This window comes from Kitasatospora sp. NPDC097605, from assembly GCF_040302725.1.
Lineage (GTDB): Bacteria > Actinomycetota > Actinomycetes > Streptomycetales > Streptomycetaceae > Kitasatospora.
Genome location: NZ_JBEOSF010000057.1, coordinates 1 through 20,312, shown reverse-complemented (window position 1 = coordinate 20,312; position 20,312 = coordinate 1). Strand labels below are relative to the sequence as shown.

The 20,312-nt window shown below is 75.0% G+C and carries 16 protein-coding genes; 5 read left to right on the top strand and 11 right to left on the bottom strand.

Going from position 1 to position 20,312, the window contains the following annotated elements; genetic code table 11:
* Nucleotides 1-58: 58 nt before the first annotated feature.
* Nucleotides 59-1,729 carry an alkaline phosphatase D family protein gene (locus ABTX81_RS37330; protein ID WP_350554974.1) on the bottom strand — a complete coding sequence of 557 codons (1,671 nt, stop codon included), beginning with the start codon at nt 1,727-1,729 and terminating at the stop codon, nt 59-61.
* Between the two features lie 123 nt (nt 1,730-1,852).
* The gene (locus ABTX81_RS37325; RefSeq protein WP_350554972.1) at nt 1,853-2,782 is read right to left on the bottom strand and encodes a hypothetical protein; all 930 of its coding nucleotides are present in this window, start codon (nt 2,780-2,782) and stop codon (nt 1,853-1,855) included.
* Between the two features lie 308 nt (nt 2,783-3,090).
* Here ABTX81_RS37325 and ABTX81_RS37320 point away from each other — a divergent pair, with 308 nt between their 5' ends.
* Nucleotides 3,091-5,598 (top strand): helicase-associated domain-containing protein, encoded by a 2,508-nt coding sequence (locus ABTX81_RS37320; protein ID WP_350554970.1) that lies wholly within the window; start codon nt 3,091-3,093, stop codon nt 5,596-5,598.
* Nucleotides 5,599-5,604: 6 nt separating this feature from the next.
* Here the strand turns inward: ABTX81_RS37320 and ABTX81_RS37315 are convergent, their stop codons facing one another.
* A complete protein-coding gene (locus ABTX81_RS37315; RefSeq protein WP_350554968.1) occupies nt 5,605-5,871 on the bottom strand; it encodes a hypothetical protein in 267 nt (88 codons plus the stop codon).
* A gap of 129 nt (nt 5,872-6,000) precedes the next feature.
* Between ABTX81_RS37315 and ABTX81_RS37310 the strand changes: the two genes are divergently transcribed.
* The 3 genes from ABTX81_RS37310 to ABTX81_RS37300 all read left to right on the top strand — a co-directional run bounded on the left by ABTX81_RS37310 (nt 6,001) and on the right by ABTX81_RS37300 (nt 10,406).
* Nucleotides 6,001-6,405, top strand: a complete 405-nt coding sequence (locus tag ABTX81_RS37310) for a hypothetical protein (protein ID WP_350554966.1) — start codon at nt 6,001-6,003, stop codon at nt 6,403-6,405.
* A 115-nt stretch (nt 6,406-6,520) separates the two neighbouring features.
* Nucleotides 6,521-8,158: a DNA repair helicase XPB gene (locus ABTX81_RS37305; RefSeq protein ID WP_350554964.1), complete on the top strand. Its 1,638-nt coding sequence runs from the start codon at nt 6,521-6,523 to the stop codon at nt 8,156-8,158.
* 196 nt (nt 8,159-8,354) lie between these two features.
* Nucleotides 8,355-10,406, top strand: coding sequence for a HelD family protein (locus ABTX81_RS37300; protein ID WP_350554962.1), 2,052 nt, complete (start codon nt 8,355-8,357; stop codon nt 10,404-10,406).
* 55 nt (nt 10,407-10,461) lie between these two features.
* Here the strand turns inward: ABTX81_RS37300 and ABTX81_RS37295 are convergent, their stop codons facing one another.
* The 3 genes from ABTX81_RS37295 to ABTX81_RS37285 all read right to left on the bottom strand — a co-directional run bounded on the left by ABTX81_RS37295 (nt 10,462) and on the right by ABTX81_RS37285 (nt 12,702).
* Complete coding sequence (locus ABTX81_RS37295) at nt 10,462-11,148, bottom strand: copper homeostasis protein CutC (protein WP_350554960.1); 687 nt, start codon at nt 11,146-11,148, stop codon at nt 10,462-10,464.
* 160 nt (nt 11,149-11,308) lie between these two features.
* Nucleotides 11,309-12,301, bottom strand: a complete 993-nt coding sequence (locus ABTX81_RS37290; protein WP_350554958.1) for a hypothetical protein — start codon at nt 12,299-12,301, stop codon at nt 11,309-11,311.
* Nucleotides 12,298-12,702, bottom strand: coding sequence for a PadR family transcriptional regulator (locus tag ABTX81_RS37285; RefSeq protein WP_350554957.1), 405 nt, complete (start codon nt 12,700-12,702; stop codon nt 12,298-12,300). The genes ABTX81_RS37290 and ABTX81_RS37285 overlap by 4 nt, the downstream gene beginning before the upstream one ends.
* 81 nt (nt 12,703-12,783) lie before the next feature.
* Here ABTX81_RS37285 and ABTX81_RS37280 point away from each other — a divergent pair, with 81 nt between their 5' ends.
* Nucleotides 12,784-13,434 carry an HD domain-containing protein gene (locus ABTX81_RS37280; RefSeq protein ID WP_350554955.1) on the top strand — a complete coding sequence of 217 codons (651 nt, stop codon included), beginning with the start codon at nt 12,784-12,786 and terminating at the stop codon, nt 13,432-13,434.
* A 44-nt stretch (nt 13,435-13,478) separates the two neighbouring features.
* Here ABTX81_RS37280 and ABTX81_RS37275 read toward each other — a convergent pair whose 3' ends face one another.
* The 5 genes from ABTX81_RS37275 to ABTX81_RS37255 form a co-directional block, all read right to left on the bottom strand.
* Nucleotides 13,479-16,241 (bottom strand): FtsX-like permease family protein, encoded by a 2,763-nt coding sequence (locus ABTX81_RS37275; RefSeq protein ID WP_350554953.1) that lies wholly within the window; start codon nt 16,239-16,241, stop codon nt 13,479-13,481.
* Nucleotides 16,241-16,987: an ABC transporter ATP-binding protein gene (locus tag ABTX81_RS37270; RefSeq protein ID WP_350554951.1), complete on the bottom strand. Its 747-nt coding sequence runs from the start codon at nt 16,985-16,987 to the stop codon at nt 16,241-16,243. Before ABTX81_RS37270 ends, ABTX81_RS37275 begins: the two co-directional genes overlap by 1 nt.
* A gap of 145 nt (nt 16,988-17,132) precedes the next feature.
* Entirely contained in the window at nt 17,133-17,492 is a 360-nt protein-coding gene (locus ABTX81_RS37265; protein ID WP_350554949.1) for a DUF8819 family protein, read from the bottom strand.
* A 96-nt stretch (nt 17,493-17,588) separates the two neighbouring features.
* Nucleotides 17,589-19,211 carry a chaperonin GroEL gene (groL, locus tag ABTX81_RS37260; protein ID WP_350554947.1) on the bottom strand — a complete coding sequence of 541 codons (1,623 nt, stop codon included), beginning with the start codon at nt 19,209-19,211 and terminating at the stop codon, nt 17,589-17,591.
* A 313-nt stretch (nt 19,212-19,524) separates the two neighbouring features.
* Nucleotides 19,525-19,728: a cold-shock protein gene (locus ABTX81_RS37255; protein ID WP_030289665.1), complete on the bottom strand. Its 204-nt coding sequence runs from the start codon at nt 19,726-19,728 to the stop codon at nt 19,525-19,527.
* Nucleotides 19,729-20,312: the final 584 nt, after the last annotated feature.

Genomic DNA, 20,312 nt, shown 5'->3' with positions numbered 1-20,312 from the left:
ACGGGCGGGCCGCCCGTCCGGCGGAACCGGCAGGCGGCAGACGGCAGACGGGTGCCGGTCAGGCGGGGACCAGGCCCGGCTCGCCGGCCACCACGGCCCAGGAGGCGGAGGTCCGCACCGGCGACTCGCGCACGGCGACGCTGTCGACGGTCCGGGCGTCGGTCAGCCACCGCTCCCGGTCCACGTCCAGGCGCAGATAGCCGCGGCGCAGGCCCTCGAAGTACCGCACATGCGGGTTGAGCGAGGGGTTGAGCGCCTTGAGCGGCCCGTCGAAGGCGGCCGGGAACTCCGAACTGACGCTGGTGGCCGTGAACTCGACGGCGACCGGGGCGGTGGCGAGGTCGTCGCGGTCGATCCGCAGGTCGCTGAACCAGGAGGAGTGGATGTCCCCGGCGAGCACCACCGGGTTGGCCACCGCGGCGTCCCGCAGGAAGCGCAGCAGCCGGGACCGGGCGGGGTCGTAGCCGTCCCACTGGTCGAGGTTGGCGAGCGGCGGCAGCGGGTGGGCCGGGTCCAGGAAGTTGGGGAAGCGGATCTGGCTCATCATCACCTGCTGGGCGATGACGTTCCAGCGGGCCCGGGAGCCGGCGAGGCCGCGGCGCAGCCACTCCTCCTGCTCGGCGCCGGTCAGGGTGCCGGCGGTGTTCCCCAGGCCGTCCGCGACGGGCCCGAAGTCCTGGCTGTGGCCGCCGGGTTGGTCGGTGCGGTACTGGCGGGTGTCGAGCACGTTGAGGCGCAGCAGGTCGCCGAAGTCGAAGCGGCGGTACAGCCGGTAGTCCGGGGAGCCGTTGCGGTACGGGTTCCGCAGCGGCATGTGCTCGTAGTACGCCTGGTAGGCGGCGGCGCGCTCGCGGGCCATGGCGGCGGTGTCCTGGTGGGCGGCGCCGGTGTCGTCCACCTCGTCGACCAGGCCGGCGTAGTTGTTCTCGACCTCGTGGTCGTCCCAGGTGACGATCCAGGGGAAGGCGGCGTGCGCGGCCTGCAGGGCCGGGTCGGTCTTGTACTGCGCGTGCCGGGCCCGGTAGTCGGCGAGGGTGACCAGCTGGTTGAGGCCCGGGGTCTGCGGGGTGGTGTGCAGGCGGTCCGGGTGGACGCTGTTCGGGTCGGTCTCGTAGATGTAGTCGCCGAGGTGCACGACGGCGTCGAGGTCCTCGGCGGCCAGGGCGGTGTACGCGGGCCAGTAACCGTGCTGCCAGTCCTGGCAGTTGACCACGCCGAGGCGGAGCCGCCCGGGGCTGGCGGCGGCGGCCGGGGCGGTGCGGGTGCGGGCGGCCGGGCTGAGGTGGCGGCCGGTCCGGAAGCGGTACCAGTAGTCGCGGCCGGGCTGGAGTCCGCGCACGTCGACGTGGACGCTGTGGGCGTGCTCGGCCTCGGCGGCGGCGACGCCGCGCCGCACGACCCGGCGGAAGCCCGGGTCCGCCGCGACCTCCCAGGAGACGGGCACGGTGCGGGTGCCCAGGGAGGCGGCGTCGAAGGGATCGGCGACCAGCCGGGTCCACAGGACCACGGCGTCGGGCAGTGGGTCGCCGCTGGCCACGCCGAGCAGGAACGGGTCGCGGCGGACCGGTTCCGCGTGCGCCGTACGGACGTTGAGCGCCTGGGCGCCCGCGGCGACGGCGGCGCCGACGAGCAGTCCGCGACGGCTGAGCGCGGCGGACCGGAACCGCGACGGGCCGGACGGCGGGGGCGTCGGGGACGCCGGGGGCACGGGCGACGGGGACGGCGGCACGGGGGACCTCCTGCGGCTGCGGAAACGTCGGGACACCGAGGCCGACATTCCATCAGAGCGGCGTGCGGCGGACCATGAACAGGAGGCGACGTCTTCCCCCTTCTCCCCTGTGCTGCCCGGGAGTTACCCGCCCGCGTCGGCCGCTGCGCCGCCGCGCCGGCGCAGCGACATCAGGAGCAGGAAGGCGGCCGACAGCACGGCCGCCACCCGCAGGACGCCCGGCGCGGACTCCCAGACCACCTGGTTGGCCTGCTGGCCCGGGTTCAGGTCCGCGCCCCAACGGCCCTGGGCGCGGCCCCAGACCCAGAGCGAACTGCCGCTGATCGTCATCAGCGGGATCCCGAACACGGCCACCTTGCGGGCGAGGTCGGACAGTTGGCGGGAGAGGTAGCCGATCGCCCAGCCGATCAGCATGGCGATCAGCTGTCCGGTGACGGCGCCGCCGATCAGCACGGCGGCGGAGAGCAGCAGCAGCGGCGAGGGGCGGCGGGCGGCGGGGGTCTTGGCCTTGGCGGGCTTGCCGCCGGCGTCGGGGGCCGCGGGGGCGGCGTCGCCCTCGGCCGCTTTGCCCTTGCGCGCCTTGGCCTTCTTCTTCGCCCGGCCCTTCTCCTTCGGGGCGGTGGCGGGCGGCGCGGCCGGATCGGGCGCGGCCGTTCGGCCCTGCGCGGCGTCCTCGCCCGCCGGGTCCGGTCCGGTCTCGTCCTCGGGGGCGGTCCGCTGTGCGGGAATCGGCCGGTTGGAGGCGGCCGGGCCGTCCCCGAAGTCGATGCTCACGTAGTCCCAGTCGCCCGTGTTCATGGCGCGGTAGGCGGGGGGCAGCGCCTCGGGGTCGACGGGGGCGCCGTCGACGGGCTTGGCGATCCACGGCGAGCCGCCGTCGTGCCCGGACGGCGCGGACGGCCCGGACGGCGTGGAGCGCCCGGACCTCGGGGCCCGCGTGGGAGGCGGCAGGAACCCGGCGTCCCGGGTGTCCGGCGCGGACGGCGGGCCGGCCGGGCGCGGCGGCACCGGGGGGCGCGGCGGCGCGGCGGGCGCCGGCTCCTGCGCGTACACGCTGTCCCCGTCACCGCCCCCGCCCGGGCCCCCGCTCCCGGGCGCACCCGGCGGCTCGCTCCAGGGTCCCTGCTTGCGCCACCACTCGCCGTCCGACATCCCACACACCCCGCCTTGCCGTACCCGAACCGGACCCGCCACGCGTCCGGACGCGGCGCCGTCCCCGCCGACCGTGACGGTACCCACCCGCCGCCCCGCCACGCGAGCCGCAACGCCCCGGACGGCCCCCGCCGCACCGGCCGTTCCGCCGGCGCCGGGGCGACGCCGGGACCCTCCCGTCCCGCCGCCACCCGACTAACCTAGGTCGAATGACCACACAGCAGGGCCCCCAACGCCAGGCCAAGTCCGCCGCCGGCCCCCGCACCCTCGCCGAGGAACTGCGCGCGCGCCCCGACGACGACCTCGCCGCCCTGCTCCGGTCCCGCCCCGACCTGCTCAACCCCGTGCCCGGCGACCTCACCCAGCTCACCGCCCGGCTCTCCTCCCGCGCCTCGGCGCTGCGCGCGCTGGAGCGGCTGGACCGCTTCACCCTGCAGGTCGCCGAGGCCCTCGCCGCGCTCCCGGACGGCGCCACACCCGCCGCCGTCCGCACCCTGCTGGCGGGGCCGACCAAGGTGAAGCCGCACCCGGGCGCCACCCCGCTGAGCGCTGCCGACCGGTCCGCCGTCGCCGCCGCGCTCCCCCGCGCGCTGGCCACCCTGCGCGACCGCGCGCTGCTCTGGGGCCCGGACAACGGCCTGCGCCTGGTCATCGCGGCCCGCGAGGCGCTCGCCCCGACCGCCGCCAACCCCGGACGCACCGGCCTCGGCCCGACCTTCGCCGAGGCCACCACCGGGATGTCCCCGGCCCGTCTCCAGCAGCTGCTCGCCTCCGCCGGTCAGCCCCCGACGCCGGACCCGGTCACCGCCGTCGCCGCGTTCACCGCGCTGCTCACCGACCGCGCCCGCTGCGAGGAGCTGCTCGCCACCGCGCCCGAGCCCGCCCTGCGGCTGCTGGAGCGGCTGCTCTGGGGGCCGCCCACCGGCACCGTCCCGGACGCCACCCGCCCGGTCACCGCCGAGGACGCGCAGAGCCCGGTCGAGTGGCTGCTGGCCCGCGGTCTGCTGCTGCCCAGCAGCCCGGGCAGCGTGGTGCTGCCCCGCGAACTCGCCCTCCACCTGCGCGGCGGCCGCTCGCACCGCACCGTCGAGCCGCTCCCGCCCGAGCCGGCGCCCGCCGCCGCGCCGCGCGAGCCCCGGGTGGTGGACGGCGCCGCCGCCGGGCAGGCGCACACCGCCGTGCGGACCGTCGAGGAGCTGCTCGACCTCTGGGGCCTGACCCCGCCGCCCACGCTGCGCGCCGGCGGGCTCGGGGTGCGCGACCTCAAGCGCACCGCCCAGGCCCTGGAGAGCACCGAGCCGATCGCCGCCTTCTGGCTCGAACTCGCCTACACCGCGGGCCTGCTGGCGCCGGACGGCGAGGTCGACGAGCGCTGGGCGCCGACCCCGGGGTACGACGAGTGGCTGCGGCTGGACACCGCCGAGCGCTGGACCGTGCTCGCCCGCGCCTGGCTCGCCGCCACCCGCGTCCCGGCGCTGGCCGGCACCGCCGACGGCAAGGGCAAGCCGCGCGCCGCGCTCGGCCCGGAGCTCGACCGCACCCTCGCCCCGTCCGTCCGCCGGGCCGCCCTCGCCCTGCTCGCCGAGCTTGCGCCCGGCACCCCGGCGACCCCCGAGGAGCTGCTGCCCACCCTGCGCTGGCAGCGCCCGCTGCGCGGCGGGCCGACCGCCCCCGACGGCGGCGGCGACCTGCGCGACCAGCTGGTCGGCTGGACCCTCGCCGAGGCCGAACTGCTCGGCATCACCGGCCGCGGCGCGCTCGCCGCGCCCGGCCGCGCCCTGCTCACCGCCGAGCACGACCCGGCCGCCGTGCTCGCACCCCTGCTGCCGCAGCCGCTGGACCACGTCATCCTGCAGCCGGACCTCACCGCGATCGCCCCCGGCCCGCTGCTCACCCCGCTCGCCCAGGCGCTCGCGCTCTGCGCCGACATCGAGTCCAAGGGCGGCGCGACCGTCTACCGGTTCACCCCCGGCTCGGTGCGCCGCGCCCTCGACGCCGGGCGCACCGCCGCCGACCTGCGGACCTTCCTGGCGCAGCACTCCCGCACGCCCGTCCCGCAGCCGCTCGCCTACCTGATCGACGACGTGGCCCGCCGGCACGGCCTGCTGCGGGTCGGCGCCGCCTCGTCCTACCTGCGCTGCGACGACCCGTCCCTGCTAAACGAGATCCTGGCCGACCGCCGCTCCGCCGACCTGCGGCTGCGGCTGCTCGCGCCCACCGTGCTGGCCGCCCAGGCCGCGCCCGACGTCCTGCTCGCGAGCCTGCGCGCGATGGGCTACGCGCCGGCCGCCGAGTCGGCCGAGGGCGATGTGCTGATCACCCGGCCGGACAGCCACCGCACCCCGCCGCGCTCGGCCCCGGTGCCCGTCCCGGACGGCCCGCCCGCGCCGGACGACACCCTGCTGGCCGCCGCCGTCAAGGCGATCCGGGCCGGCGACCGGGCCGCCACCGCCGCCCGCCGCGAGCCCGCCGTCCCGACCGGGCGTCAACTCCCCCGCACGGCGGCCGCCGAGACGCTGGCGGCGCTGCAGACGGCGGTCCTGCTCGGCGAGCGGATGTGGATCGGCTACCTCAACGCGGAGGGCCTCGCCAGCCAGCGGATCATCGACCCGGTGAAGGTCGAAGGCGGCTACGTCACCGCCTTCGACCACCACGACGGCGAACTGCGCACCTTCGCGCTGCACCGGATCACCGGCGTCGCCGAACTGGACGAGTGACCGGCCTCAGTGGCCCTGCTGCTGGGCCGCCTGCTCCGCCTGCTTCTCCTTCAGCGCCTTCTCCGCCAGGGCGGCGAGGTCGCCCTGGCCGACCGGCATCGCGGCACTGGCACCGGTGAGGTCCATGACCAGGAACCCGGGGGCCGCCAGCAGGCCGCCCGGCCCCTCCCCGACGCCCGCGACGGCGTGCGCGGATCCGGCCGAGGAGGCGGTGGCGGCGAAGGCCGTCCCGGCGAGGGCGAGGGCGGTGAGGACACGCTTCGACTTGTTCATGCCCTGCCCAACGAGCCGCCCCGCCGCCGGTCACCCCCCGCCACCCCTTCCGCACCGCCCGTACCGGCAGTTGACGGCCCGCCCCCACCGGCGTAGTCCGGAGTGCGGGGGGTGACGAAAGGAGTCATCATGCTCGGCGATCCGATCGGCAACACCCAGGGCCGTGACATCGGCCGGCGCGTCCTCGACGCCGGGGACGGCCATGTCGTCGTCGAGGTCTCGTTCGAGGGCAGCGGCAGCTACTACGGCACCGCCGTCACCGGCTTCGGCACCTACGAGTCCGAACTGCGCGCCGACGGCACCCTGCACGGCGAGGGCCAGGGCGTCGACATGACGGCCGACGGCCAGAGCGTCGTCTGGCACGGCATCGGCCTCGGCCACTTCACCGAGGGCGGCGGCACCAGCTGGCGCGGCTCGCTCTTCTTCAGCACCGCCTCGCCCCAGCTCGACCGCCTCAACCACGTCGTCGGCCTCTTCGAGTACGAGGTCGCCCCGGACGGCAAGTCCACCGGCACCTACCACGAGTGGAAGTAGCCTTCCCGCCCGCAGCGGTCCCACCCACCCGGCCGGATGCGCGACACTGGAGGGTCGGCGTCCCGAAGGACCCGCAGACCCGACAGACCTGTCAGCCAGTGGAGGGCACCCCCGCGTGAACGACGGACCGCTCATCGTCCAGAGCGACAAAACTCTTCTCCTGGAGATCGACCACCCCAAGGCCGCCGACTGCCGCCGGGCCATCGCGCCGTTCGCGGAGCTGGAGCGGGCGCCCGAGCACGTCCACACGTACCGGGTGACGCCGCTCGGGCTGTGGAACGCGCGGGCGGCCGGCCACGACGCCGAGCAGGTCGTGGACGCCCTGGTGACGTACTCGCGCTACCCGGTGCCGCACGCGCTGCTGGTCGACGTGGCCGACACGATGGCCCGGTACGGGCGGCTGCGGCTGCTCAAGCACCCGACCCACGGGCTGGTGCTCACCACCACCGACCGGCCGGTGCTGGAGGAGGTGCTGCGGTCCAAGAAGATCGTCCCGCTGGTCGGCGCCCGGATCGACCCGGACACCGTGGTGGTGCACCCCTCCGAGCGCGGCCAGATCAAGCAGGTGCTGCTGAAACTCGGCTGGCCCGCCGAGGACTTCGCCGGCTACGTGGACGGCGAGGCGCACCCGATCGACCTGGAGGAGAACGGCTGGAGCCTGCGCCCCTACCAGGCGCAGGCGGTGGAGGGCTTCTGGCACGGCGGCTCGGGCGTCGTGGTGCTGCCCTGCGGCGCCGGCAAGACGCTGGTCGGCGCGGCGGCGATGGCGCACGCCAAGTCGACCACGCTGATCCTGGTGACCAACACCGTCTCGGCCCGCCAGTGGAAGCACGAGCTGGTCAAGCGGACCTCGCTCACCGAGGACGAGATCGGCGAGTACAGCGGCACCCGGAAGGAGATCCGCCCGGTCACCATCGCCACCTACCAGGTGATGACCACCAAGCGGAAGGGCGTCTACGCCCACCTGGAGCTCTTCGACGCCCGCAACTGGGGCCTGGTCGTCTATGACGAGGTCCACCTGCTGCCGGCCCCGGTGTTCAAGTTCACCGCGGACCTCCAGGCCCGCCGCCGGCTCGGCCTGACCGCCACCCTGGTGCGCGAGGACGGCCGCGAGGGCGACGTGTTCAGCCTGATCGGCCCGAAGCGCTTCGACGCCCCGTGGAAGGAGATCGAGGCGCAGGGCTACATCGCGCCCGCCGACTGCTGCGAGGTCCGGGTCACCCTCACCGACTCCGAGCGGCTCGCCTACGCGACCGCGGAGCCCGAGGAGCGCTACCGCTTCTGCGCCACCACGGCGACCAAGCGCCGGGTGGTGGAGGCCCTGGTCAGGAAGCACGAGAAGGACCAGACGCTGATCATCGGCCAGTACATCGACCAGCTGGACGAGCTCGGCGAGGCCCTGGACGCCCCGGTGATCAAGGGCGAGACCAGCAACGCCCAGCGCGAGAAGCTGTTCGACGCCTTCCGCAACAAGGAGATCGGCGTCCTGGTCGTCTCCAAGGTCGCCAACTTCTCCATCGACCTGCCGGAGGCGACCGTCGCCATCCAGGTCTCCGGCACCTTCGGCTCGCGGCAGGAGGAGGCCCAGCGCCTCGGCCGGGTCCTGCGCCCCAAGGCGGACGGCCACGCCGCCCACTTCTACTCCGTGGTCGCCCGCGACACCGTCGACCAGGACTTCGCCGCCCACCGCCAGCGCTTCCTCGCCGAGCAGGGCTACGCCTACCGCATCGTCGACGCGGACGACGTGCTGTAACGGAGGAGGCGGGGGTGGATCGGAGGGGCGGACGCGGCTAGGATCGTCCGTCTGCCCCTCCCGAACCGTGGTACCTGCTGAAGTCGCGCAGGCAGCCGGGGGAGGTACCGGCCGTTCGGCAACCGGTCGGCTGTATCCACTGTGAGCTCCTACGATCCGCTGCGCCCGCGTCCGGGGGCAGCCGGGAAGGTTCGCTGTGCCCGCCACCCCCACCACCGACCCCCTGCAGCGCGAACGCGACCACCTGGCCGCGTCCAGGGCCGCGCTGCGCGCGATGCGCGAGGACGTCGAGTCCCTGGACATCCGCGACGTCACCGGCACCTGGGTCACCGCCCTGGTGCTGCAGAACCAGATCGAGGCCAGGATCGCCGCCCTGGCCGACCTCTCGCACACCCCGCTGTTCTTCGGCCGGCTCGACTACCTGCACGCGATCAGCGAGGAGCTGAGCGAGGGGTCCGGCGGAGAGAGCTTCTACATCGGGCGCCGCCACGTCCACGACGCCGACGGCGACCCGATGGTGATCGACTGGCGCGCGCCGGTCTCCCAGCCGTTCTACCGGGCCAGCCGCACCGAGCCGCTGGACGTCGAGCGCCGCCGCCGCTTCGGCTACACCGGCGGCGAGCTCACCGCGTACGAGGACGAGCACCTCTGCGACCCGGCGGAGGACGACACCTCCTCGGCCCTGCTGGCCGCCGAGATCGAGAAGCCGCGCGTCGGCCCGATGCGCGACATCGTGGCGACCATCCAGCCGGAGCAGGACGAGATCGTCCGCGCCGACATCTCCGGCACCCTCTGCGTGCAGGGCGCCCCCGGCACCGGGAAGACCGCCGTCGGCCTGCACCGTGTGGCCTACCTCCTGTACGCGCACCGCGAGCGGCTGGCCCGCACCGGCACCCTGGTGATCGGCCCGAACAACGCCTTCCTCTCCTACATCGAGCAGGTGCTGCCGGCGCTGGGCGAGCTGGACGTCGCGCAGGCCACCGTGCAGCAGCTGGTCGGGCACGTCGAGGTGCGCGGCGAGGACTCCCCCGAGGCGGCCCGGCTGAAGGGCGACGCCCGGATGGCGGAGGTGCTGCGCCGGGCGGTGCGCTCGGGCATCGCGCTGCCCACCGAGCCGTGCGTGGTGATCCGCGGCTCCCGCCGCTGGCGCGTCCCGGTCCACGAACTGGTCGCGATCATCGAGGAGTTGAAGGACCGCGAGATCCGCTACGGGGCGGCCGCGGAGGCGCTGCCGCAGCGGATCGCGCACGCCGTGCTGCTGAAGATGGAGCAGGGCGGCGAGGCCCCGGACGACCGGGTGCAGGACGCGGTGGCCCGCAACTCCGCCGTGAAGGCGGTGGTCAAGGCCTGCTGGCCGGCGGTCGACCCGGCCAAGCTGGTGCTGCGGCTGCTCTCCGACCCGGAGTTCCTGGCCGCCTGCGCGGACGGCGTGCTGACCGCCGAGGAGCAGGCGGCGGTGCTGTGGCTCAAGCCGGGCCGTTCGGTGAAGTCCGCCCGCTGGACCGCCGCCGACGCCGTCCTCGTCGACGAGGCCACCGATCTGGTGCGGCGCACCGCCTCGCTGGGACACGTGGTGCTGGACGAGGCGCAGGACCTCTCGCCGATGCAGTACCGCGCGGTCGGCCGCCGCTGCACCACCGGCTCGGCGACCGTGCTGGGCGACCTCGCCCAGGGCACCACCCCCTGGGCGACCGCGAGTTGGCCGGAGGCGCTGCACCACCTGGGCAAGCCGGCCGCCCACATCGAGGAGCTGACCAAGGGCTTCCGGGTGCCGGAGGAGGTCATCGCGTACGCCTCCCGGCTGCTGCCGTCGATCGCGCCCGGCCTGAATCCGGCCAGTTCGGTGCGTGAGGCCCCGGGGTCGCTGACGATCCGCCAGGTCGCCGGGGAGGAGCGGACCGGGGCCGTGGTCGAGGCCTGCCGGCGGGCGCTGGAGCGGGAGGGGTCGACCGGTCTGATCGCGGCCGACGCCCGCGTCCCGGCGCTGGCGCGGGCGCTGGCCGAGGCCGGTCTGGCGCACCTCGCGCCCGGCACCGAGACCAGTGCCGAGGCGCGGCTGACGCTCGTCCCGGCGTCGCTGGCCAAGGGTCTGGAGTACGACTACGTGGTGCTGGACGAGCCGGCCGCGGTGGTCGCGGGCGAGCCGGACGAGCGGACCGGCCTGCGCCGGCTGTACGTGGCGCTGACCCGTGCGGTCTCCGGCCTGGAGGTGCTGCACGCCGAGCCGCTGCCGGAGCAGCTGCGCTGAACGGGCGGGGCCGGCCCGTCGGTACGGCGGGCCGGCCCCGGTTCCCGGACGGCGCTCAGCCGTCGATCATCGCCCGCCACTCGGCGACCTTGGCGGCGTCCACCGGCGACTGCCAGCCGTCGGCCCGGACCGCGCCGCCGACGTGGAAGGCGTCGAAGCCGGCCGCCCGCAGCCCCGGCAGGTGCTCGGCCCGCAGGCCGCCGCCGATCAGGATCCGCTGGGTGTGGCCGGGCTCGCCGGCCCGGGCCAGCTCGGCCAGCAGGACGTCCCGGCCGGCGTCCACCCCGCCGGCCGCGCCGGAGGTGAGGAAGGTGTCCAGGCCGGGCAGCGCGCCGACGGCGGCGCGCGCGGCGGCCCGGTCGGCGCTGTGGTCGATCGCCCGGTGGAAGGTCCAGCGGCAGCCGGCCACCGCCTCGGCGACGGCCTCGGTGGCGGCCAGGTCGACCGCGCCCTCGGCGTCGAGGAAGCCGAAGACGAACTCGTCGGCGCCCTCGGCCCGGAGCGCGGCGGCGCGGGCGCGCAGCTCGTCCAGGTCGCCGGGGGCGAAGCCGTCCCGGATGCGGAGCATGACGCGCAGCGGCAGCCCGACGGCGGCCCGGATCCTGGCGAAGTCCTCGACCGACGGGGTGAGCCCGTCGGCGGCCATGTCCGTGACCAGTTCGAGCCGGTCGGCGCCGCCCGACTCGGCGGCCTGGGCGTCCTGGGGCGTCAGCGCGATGACTTCGAAAATTGGTCTAGACATATCAGATAGCCTGCCACATCGGTCCGCCCCCGGCGAGCCCCGTGCGGCCGGTTGGCCGGACGACGCGCCCGCCCGGAGAACGCGGAACGGCCGGACGTCCGGGTCCCACAACCCGTCCGTCCGGCCGTTCGAGAAGCGGCGAGGCTCCGGCCGTCCCCGCTCAGGCGAGGCTCCGGGCACCTCCCGCACCCGCGCCGCGCCGCTGCCCGGCGCCCGCCCGGTGCAGCATCCAGCCGGTCGCCACCAGCCCGACCACCACCGCGAGGGTCAGCGGGGCCATCCGCCACATGCCGCCGACCGACTGCCAGGTCCGGAAGGCGTTGAAGCCGAAGGTCATCGGCAGCGCCGCCAGGCCGATCGCCGCCGGTGCCAGCCGTCCCCGTGCCGCGAACAGCAGCGCGGCCGCCGGCACCAGCAGCAGCGCCACGGCCGCGTCCCGGTCCAGCAGGCCGAAGGAGCTGTAGTAGCCCTCCGCGGTCAGGATCAGCCCGCCACCGACGGCGGCGGCCAGCACCGCGGTCCGGCCGCGCGCACCCGGCCGCTCCGCCATCAGCTCCTGCGGAGCGACGGCGAACATCAGGCCGGCCAGCAACAGCGGGGTCGCCTCACCGGACCGCAGGAGGAAGCTCCAGAGGGAGGGGTCCTGCACGGCCGCGATCACCACCCCCAGCGCGCCGACGCCGGCCACGCCGAACGCCGCGTACCGGGCCTCCCGCCGGCGGCCGGCCAGGACGGCGGCGACCAGCAGCAGCGGCAGCAGCGCCTGGCCGAGGAACCAGACGAAGTCCGGCACCCGGCCGATCCGGTCCGGCAGCGCCCACGCCGGGACCCAGGCCGGGTTGACCACCTGGTCGACCGTGTAGGCCGCGCACAGCCCCGCGACCGCACCCGCGACCAGCGGCGCGGCCAGCGCGAACAACTGCCCGACGGCGGAGGAGGCGGTCAGGCCGGTGCGCATCCGCAGGCCGTACGCACCCAGGTCGAACACCTCGCGGACGGTGGCCAGCCGGCCGGCCCCGGCCGTGCTGTCGGCGAAGACCGCGGACAGCTCGTCACCGCGCTCGCGCCGATAGCGGGCCGGGTAGAGCCGCAGCGCGGCGCGGAACGCCACCGGATCCGGCATCATGCCCGGGAAGCCGTGCGTCGTGGTCATGCGAACACCCCCGTCGAGTTGGCGAATCCGAGACCGGCGGCCCCGCCGACGGCCTTCCCCAGGGCCGGCCGGGAGCCCGGACGGACGGCGGCGAGCCGCCGTTCGGCCTCCTGCGCGACGGAGCGCAGCCGCTCCGCCTCGACGGTCAGCGCGGCGCGCCCGTCCTCGGTGAGGGCGTAGGTGCGCCGGGCCCGGCCGTCCACGATCTCCTCGGCCGCGACCTCGATCAGGCCCTGCTGGAGCAGCCGGTCGAGCGCGCCGTACAGCGTCCCGGTGCGCATCTTGACCCGGCCGTCCGAGATCGCGGCGATCTCCTGGATGAGCGCGTAGCCGTGCCGCGGGGCATCGGCCAGCGCGGTCAGCAGGAGCAGGGTCGGCTCTTGCATCGCCCGTTCAGTCATGAGGCTACATATACCTTTCATCGACATATCGCGTCCAGTGGAATCTGTCGTTCGAACGCCCCCGCCCACCACAATGGCCGCATGCCCGACGCCGAAGCCCCCGCGGACCTGCTCGCCGCCTGGACCGACCTGCTGCACCGCTGCGGCGCGGACGCCGACCCCGACCCGGCCGGCCGGGAACTGCTGCGCCGCTGGTCCGAGCCGCAGCGCCGGTACCACACCACCGACCACCTGCGGGCGGTGCTGGGCCACGTCGACGCGCTCGCCGGGCACGCCGGCGACCCGGACGCCGTCCGGCTGGCCGCCTGGTTCCACGACGCCGTCTACCGCCCGGACCGCTCGGAGAACGAGGAGCGCAGCGCCGTCCTCGCCGTCCGGGCGCTCACCGGGCTGGGGCTGCCGGCGGCCCGGGTCGAGGAGGTGGCCCGGCTGGTGCGGCTCACCGTCACCCACCACCCCGCGCCGGGCGACCGCGACGGCGAGGTGCTGTGCGACGCCGACCTCGCCGTGCTCGGCGGCCCGCCGCAGGACTACGCGGCGTACGCGGCGGCCGTCCGGGAGGAGTACGCCTTCGTGCCCGCGCCGGACTTCCGCGCCGGGCGCGCGGCGGTGCTCCGGCAGCTGCTCGCGCTCCCCGCGCTGTACCGCACGCCCACCGCGCACGCCCGTTTCGACGCCTGTGCCCGGACCAACCTCGCCGCCGAACTCACCCGGCTGGAGACCGTCGGCTGAGCGCACCCACCCAGCCGACGGCCGGACCGTCCCCCCGACCCGCGTCACCCCGCCCGGCGCGCCAGCGGCAGCCGCGACCGGGTGAACGCGGCCGCACCCAGCCCCGCCACCACCGGCAGCACCACCGTGATCATCACCAGCAGCCCCCACGGCGCGGTGAACGGGGCCGCCGGCTCACCGATCCGCCCGCCGGCGTGCGAGCGCAGCAGCGCCACCGCGGGCACGAACCCGCTGACCGTGCCGATCGCCGCCCCGAGCCCCGCGATCAGCGTGCTCTGCAGACCGGCCAGCACCCGGTGGATCCGCGGCGGCGCACCGACCGCGGCCAGCGTGGCCCGGTCATTGCGGGAGTCGGCGGCGGCCAGACCGGTGGCCACGGCCGCCGCGCCCAGCACCACCACCACGGCGAACCCGGCGAGCGCGAGGCCGATCACGTCGTCCTTCGGCTGGAAACCGCGCTCCACGTGCAGCTGCGCCCGCGGGACGACCTGGGCCAGATCGGCCTCCACGCGCTGCTGCGCCTTGGCGGTGGGCGGGTGCGCGGGCCGCCACACCGAGCCGATCGACTCGGTGGAGAGACCGGCCCTGCGCACCGCGTCCGGGCTCATCAGCAGCCCCCCGTACCGGGCGGCGTCCGGGTTGTCGACCAGGAGCGCGTCGACCGCGATCTCCTTGCGGCCCGGCTGCGGCGTCTCCCCGGGCCGGACCGGACCGCCGCCGGCCGCGCCCTGCATGGTGAGCACCGCCCGGCCGTCGTGCATCCGGTCGCGGTCGAAGACGATCGCCCGGCCGGCGGCCAGGGCCTCCTCGACGGCCCGGTCGTTCACCCCGAACAGGTGGTGCAGCACCGTCGCGTCGCCGACCAGCGCGCGGCTGCCGGGGCCGCCGTCGTCGAACCGGGCGCCCGTGCCCTTGGCCCGCACCACGCTGGAGCAGCCCTCGCAGAAGACGTACAGCATGCTGTGGACGTCGGCGCGGGTGCCCGCGTCCGGCAGGTCCCGCTCGACGGCTGCGCGCAGCCGCGGCAGCTGCGGGTCGTCCGCCTTCATCGGGGCTTCGACCACCACGGCCCCCATCGGGGCGGTGGGCCGGTAGGCGGCCCGGTCCTGGGCCTCGGTGCCGGTGGTGTAGACGCCGACGGCGACGGCTCCGGCGACGGCGGCCATCACCGCGGCCACGGCGGGCGCGGTGCGGCCGCGGTGGCGGGCCGAGTCGCGCAGGGCCAGCCGGGGGCCGAGCGGCAGCCCGGCGGCGAGCCGGCCGAACAGCGCGATCAGCATCGGGGTGAAGAGCAGGAAGCCGAGTTCGGCGGTGACCGCCCCGGCGAGCACGGTGAGCGCCTTCCTGGTGAGCCCCTGGAACACCGGCAGGCCGGTGGCGTCCTGGCCGCCGGCGCCGTAGAGCGCCAGGCCCGCGCCCGCCACGACCAGGACCAGGCCCAGCAGCGGGAGCCGGCGGCTCGGCGCGCCCACGCTGTCCCGGCCGGTGAGGCCGGCCACCACGTCGCGGCGCGCGGCCTGGACGGCGGGCACCACGGCGGCCAGCAGCGCGGTGACCACCCCGACGGCGGCGATGGCCAGCAGGTCGAGCGGCGCGATCGCGAAGTGCCCGAAGCGGCTGCCGCCGGCCTCCTCGGCCCGGGTCCGCAGCAGGGCGACCAGTCCGACGCCCGCCACCAGGCCGACGGCCGCGCCGACGGTGCCGAGCACCAGTCCGGAACCGAGCACGACCGCGCGGACGTGGCCGCGGTTGCCGCCGGCGGCGCCGATCAGGGCGAGCTGGCGGCGCGAGCGCCGGGCGCCCACCGCGAAGGCCGGGCCGGCCAGCAGGGCGACCTCCAGCAGCGCCATCCCGGCCACCGTGGCCAGCACGACGACCCGCTTGTCCGCGTCCGGGAGCCGGAACAGATCGGGGTCGTAGGTGACGGCGGACGCGGGCGGCGGATCGAGCGCCACGGCGCGCGAGGTCACCGTGAAGCCGTACCGGTTGAGCTGCCGGACGGACGGCCAGTCCAGGGCTGCGCCGCCGGGCATCCGCACCAGCCAGCGCTCCGGGCGGGCCTCGTCCGCCCCGGCCGCGGTCAGCCCGGACGAGCCGCCCGCGGCGGGCGGGGTTGCCGCGGCCAGCGGGGCGGTCAGCTCGCCGGGCCGGGCCACCAGTTCGACCTTGTCGAGGTCCCCGGGGTACTCGACCACGGCGGTCAGCCGGAACGGCGTCCCGTCGAGGCCCTTGACCGTGGTGGAGTCACCGATCCGCAGTCCGGCCTCGGCGAGGAAGGCCCGGGTGACGGCCGCCTCGTGCGGCGCGCTCGGCGCCCTCCCCTCGACCAGGTCGAGCCGCCCCTGCCAGATCCGGTCGGCCAGGTCCGCCTCGGAGGTCGCGGTGGTGAACAGGCCCTCCCGGGTGGAGGTGCTGACCGCCGGCCCGGGGGTGGCCGGCAGCAGCGCCGCGCCCGCGGGCAGCAGTCCGGCGACCAGGCCGGCGGGGGAGGCCGCCGCGGCGGCGGCCGGCGCCGCGGCCGGATCGGTCCGGTCCTCCGGCAGCACCAGCACGCCGTCCTCGGCGAACGGCCCCTGGTCGACCGAGCGGCCCGGCCGGTGGGCGGTGATCAGGGCGTCCGCCCCGCCCATCAGCCGCTCGACCCGCTCGCCGGGGGTGAGCTGTCCGCTGCGGTGGACGACGTCGGCGCCGGCGACACCGAGCACCGGAAGCGCGACCATGGCGGCCACCAGGACGCTGCGGCCCTTGGCGCGCAGGGCGTCGCGGCGGGCGATCCGCAGGGCGACGCGCAGGGCTGAGAGCTTCATCACCGGCCGCCGTTCCCGCCGGCGGACAGCAGCTGCGCGGCCTGCCGCCCGGTGGTCTCCTGGACCACCAGGCCGTCACGCAGGACGACCACCCGGTCGGCCCAGACGGCGTGCCGGGCGTCGTGGGTGACCATCATGGCGGCGGCCCCCGCGTCGCAGCGCGCCCGCAGCACGCCCAGCACGGCCTCGCCGGTGGCGGAGTCGAGGGCGCCGGTGGGCTCGTCGGCCAGCACCAGCCGCCGGTCGCCGACCAGGGCGCGGGCGATCGCGACCCGCTGCTGCTGGCCGCCGGACAGCTGCTCGGGGAAGCGGTCGGCCAGCTCGCCGATGCCCAGCTCGGCCAGCGCGGCCCGGGCCTCGCGGCGAGCGGTCCGCCCGGGGACGCCGTCCAGCTCCCGGGGCAGCGCGATGTTCTCGGCGGCGGTCAGCGCCGGGACGAGGTTGTAGTCCTGGAAGACGTAGCCGACCGAGCGGCGCCGCACGGCGGCCAGGCCGGTGCGGCTCAGCGCGCCGAGCTCGACGCCCTCGACCAGCACCTGTCCGCGGCTGGGCCGGTCCAGGCCGCCGGCCAGCGTGAGCAGGGTGGACTTGCCGGAGCCGGAGGGCCCCATGACGGCGACGAACTCGCCGGGACGGACGGCCAGGTCGATGCCGCGCAGTGCCTGCACCTCGGCCGCGCCCGCGCCGTGCACCCGGGTGACCGCCCGCAGTTCCAGGACGGGCCGGGTCGGATCTGGCTGGGACATGGGTCTCCCCCTCGCTTGCCGTGAAGGCTCAGACGGACTGTATAAGTCGGTAGACTACATATGCCGTCCATCGGTTCCAACCGGCAGGAAAAAACCGCCGCCGCACCCGGGGGCACGACGGCGGTAGGGCCTGCGAACAGGAGGATTACGACAGCTTGCCCACCGGCGCCACCACGGCGCCGCGCTTGCCGCACACCCAGTGCGGGTCCGGCCCCAGCTCCGGCTCCACGCCCAGCGCGTGCGGGTCGCCGTCCGCCGCGCATTCCGCGCACAGCGGCCAGCGCCCGTGGCTCTCCAGCAGCGCGTCCTGGACGTCCTGGGCGACCAGGCCCAGCACGTACTCGGTGCCGTCCGGCCACTGCTCCAGCCACCAGCGGCGGTGCGCCACGGCCTTCTCCACCAGGGACACCACGGCGGCGTCGGCGGCGTCCCGCGCGGTCAGGTCGGCCAGGATCAGCGCCCGCGCGGTGTGCAGCGCCGTCTCGATGTCGTCTGTCGTAGCCATCCGTCCAGTCTCCCAAGAACGTCCGAGAACGCCGCACGGGCGGCTCCCCGGAGGGAACCGCCCGTGCGAGCGAGAACAGCCGATCCGACCAGCGGATCAGAAGTCCATGTCACCGCCCGGCATGCCGCCGCCGGCGGCCGCGGCGGCCTTCTCCGGCTTGTCGGCGATGACGGCCTCGGTGGTGAGGAACAGCGCCGCGATGGAGGCGGCGTTCTGCAGCGCGGAGCGGGTGACCTTGGCCGGGTCGATGATGCCCTCGGCGACCAGGTCGACGTACTCGTTGGTGGCGGCGTTCAGGCCGTGACCGGCGGGGAGGTTGCGCACCTTCTCCACCACGACGCCACCCTCCAGGCCGGCGTTGGTCGCGATCTGCTTGATCGGGGCCTCCAGCGCGACCTTGACGATGTTGGCGCCGGTGGCCTCGTCGCCGTCCAGCTCCAGCTTCTCGAAGGCGACACCGGCCTGCAGCAGCGCGACGCCACCACCGGCGACGATGCCCTCCTCGACGGCGGCCTTCGCGTTGCGGACGGCGTCCTCGATGCGGTGCTTGCGCTCCTTGAGCTCCACCTCGGTGGCCGCGCCGGCCTTGATGACGGCCACGCCGCCGGCCAGCTTGGCGAGGCGCTCCTGGAGCTTCTCGCGGTCGTAGTCCGAGTCGCTGTTCTCGATCTCGGCGCGGATCTGGTTCACGCGGCCCGCGACCTGCTCGCTGTCGCCGCCACCGTCGACGATGGTGGTCTCGTCCTTGGTGATGACCACCTTGCGGGCGGTGCCCAGCAGGTCGACGCCGGCGTTCTCCAGCTTCAGGCCGACCTCCTCGGAGATCACGGTGCCACCGGTGAGGATGGCGATGTCCTGGAGCATGGCCTTGCGGCGGTCGCCGAAGCCCGGGGCCTTGACGGCGACGGACTTGAAGGTGCCGCGGATCTTGTTCACGACCAGGGTCGACAGGGCCTCGCCCTCGACGTCCTCGGCGATGATGACGAGCGGCTTGCCGCTCTGCATGACCTTCTCCAGCAGCGGCAGCAGGTCCTTGACCGAGCCGATCTTGGAGTTGGCGATCAGGATGTAGGGGTCCTCGAACGAGGTCTCCATACGCTCCAGGTCGGTGGCGAAGTAGGCCGAGATGTAGCCCTTGTCGAAGCGCATGCCCTCGGTGAGCTCGAGCTCCAGACCGAAGGTGTTGCTCTCCTCGACGGTGATGACGCCTTCCTTGCCGACCTTGTCCATGGCCTCGGCGATGAGCTCGCCGATCTGGGTGTCGGCGGCCGAGATGGAGGCGGTGGAGGCGATCTGCTCCTTGGTCTCCACGTCCTTGGCCTGGGCCAGCAGCTGGTCGGAGACGGCGGCGACGGCCTTCTCGATGCCGCGCTTCAGGGCCATCGGGTTGGCGCCGGCGGCGACGTTGCGCAGACCCTCGCGGACGAGCGCCTGGGCCAGCACGGTGGCGGTGGTGGTGCCGTCACCCGCGACGTCGTCGGTCTTCTTGGCGACCTCCTTGACGAGCTCCGCGCCGATCTTCTCGTACGGGTCCTCGAGCTCGATCTCCTTGGCGATGGAGACACCGTCGTTGGTGATCGTGGGGGCGCCCCACTTCTTCTCCAGCACGACGTTGCGACCCTTGGGGCCGAGCGTGACCTTCACTGCGTCGGCGAGCTGGTTCATGCCACGCTCAAGGCCGCGGCGAGCTTCCTCATCAAAGGCGATGATCTTGGCCATCTGAAGTGGTCCTCCGGGACACGGTCGACTGCTCGGACCAAGGGGTGCCCGCGACGGACGGCCCTGGTGTGCGGGGGTCCATTCCCCTACCGCTCCCGGGGGCCTCACCGACCCGGTCCGCTTGTCACTCTCAAGCTCAGAGTGCTAACGCCAATGATTAGCACTCTGGGTGGGTGAGTGCAAGCCCAATCGGCGACCCGCGAGCCGCGGACATGACGGCGGGCCCGTGCGACCTGGGGTCGCACGGGCCCGCCGTGAAGCAAGAGGCGCACCAGCCCGATGGGCCGAGCCGAACTCCTGGGTGTCGGAAAGGTCAGACCGCCGCGCGGACCATGTCCGCCTGCGGGCCCTTCTGCCCCTGAGAGATCTCGAACTCGACCCGCTGGCCCTCCTCAAGGGTGCGGTAGCCGTCCATCTGGATCGCGCTGTAGTGGACGAAGACGTCCGCACCACCGTCGACCGCGATGAAGCCGTAGCCCTTCTCCGCGTTGAACCACTTGACGGTGCCCTGAGCCATTCCGAACTCCCCTAGTGCTGTGCTGGCCCTTCACGCCCCCGCAGGTCTGCGGACGCGGGTCTGGTTGGAGGCCGGCCCGGGGAACCCCCCCTGGGCGCGGCCGTGCACGCCGCAATCCTCCCGAGGCCGCCGAACGGCATCCGGCGAACGGGCGATTGCGTCGACCGCGGCTGAATGTATCCGGATCGACGCCCTCTGCAACAGGGCCAATGTCCGGGAATTCAGCCGGAGTTCCAACGGACAGGACGGGCGCAATCACCGGGAAAGCCGCAATTCCCACCGGACATAGCGGACGTAATACCCAAAATCCCTGCCAGAATTCTGACACCGGCCTGACATGTTTCCCGGGTTCCGCACCGGTGCCCGGTCTCGCGGGGCGGACGGCGGCGGTGGTGGCGGTGCGGTGGATTCGTTCCCGGACCAGGGGGAGGGCGGCCCCCGTTCCCGGTCGAGCGACACTTTACTCCGAGCGGGACGGAAAATATTCCCGCCAAAATACGGGCGGCCGTCCGCGGCACGGCGCAGGCCCTCGACGACCTTCTGGCGGTTGACGTCCGAGCCGAGCGACCTCAGCACCTGGATGT

Bases quoted from the DNA above. Each gene is read 5' to 3' on its own strand.
- ABTX81_RS37320 (WP_350554970.1), top strand. From the start codon at position 3,091: ATGACCACACAGCAGGGCCCCCAACGCCAGGCCAAGTCCGCCGCCGGC.
- ABTX81_RS37315 (WP_350554968.1), bottom strand. From the start codon at position 5,871: ATGAACAAGTCGAAGCGTGTCCTCACCGCCCTCGCCCTCGCCGGGACG.
- ABTX81_RS37310 (WP_350554966.1), top strand. From the start codon at position 6,001: ATGCTCGGCGATCCGATCGGCAACACCCAGGGCCGTGACATCGGCCGG.
- ABTX81_RS37295 (WP_350554960.1), bottom strand. From the start codon at position 11,148: ATGTCTAGACCAATTTTCGAAGTCATCGCGCTGACGCCCCAGGACGCC.
- ABTX81_RS37290 (WP_350554958.1), bottom strand. From the start codon at position 12,301: ATGACCACGACGCACGGCTTCCCGGGCATGATGCCGGATCCGGTGGCG.
- ABTX81_RS37285 (WP_350554957.1), bottom strand. From the start codon at position 12,702: ATGACTGAACGGGCGATGCAAGAGCCGACCCTGCTCCTGCTGACCGCG.
- ABTX81_RS37280 (WP_350554955.1), top strand. From the start codon at position 12,784: ATGCCCGACGCCGAAGCCCCCGCGGACCTGCTCGCCGCCTGGACCGAC.
- ABTX81_RS37275 (WP_350554953.1), bottom strand. From the start codon at position 16,241: ATGAAGCTCTCAGCCCTGCGCGTCGCCCTGCGGATCGCCCGCCGCGAC.
- ABTX81_RS37270 (WP_350554951.1), bottom strand. From the start codon at position 16,987: ATGTCCCAGCCAGATCCGACCCGGCCCGTCCTGGAACTGCGGGCGGTC.
- ABTX81_RS37265 (WP_350554949.1), bottom strand. From the start codon at position 17,492: ATGGCTACGACAGACGACATCGAGACGGCGCTGCACACCGCGCGGGCG.
- groL (WP_350554947.1), bottom strand. From the start codon at position 19,211: ATGGCCAAGATCATCGCCTTTGATGAGGAAGCTCGCCGCGGCCTTGAG.
- ABTX81_RS37255 (WP_030289665.1), bottom strand. From the start codon at position 19,728: ATGGCTCAGGGCACCGTCAAGTGGTTCAACGCGGAGAAGGGCTACGGC.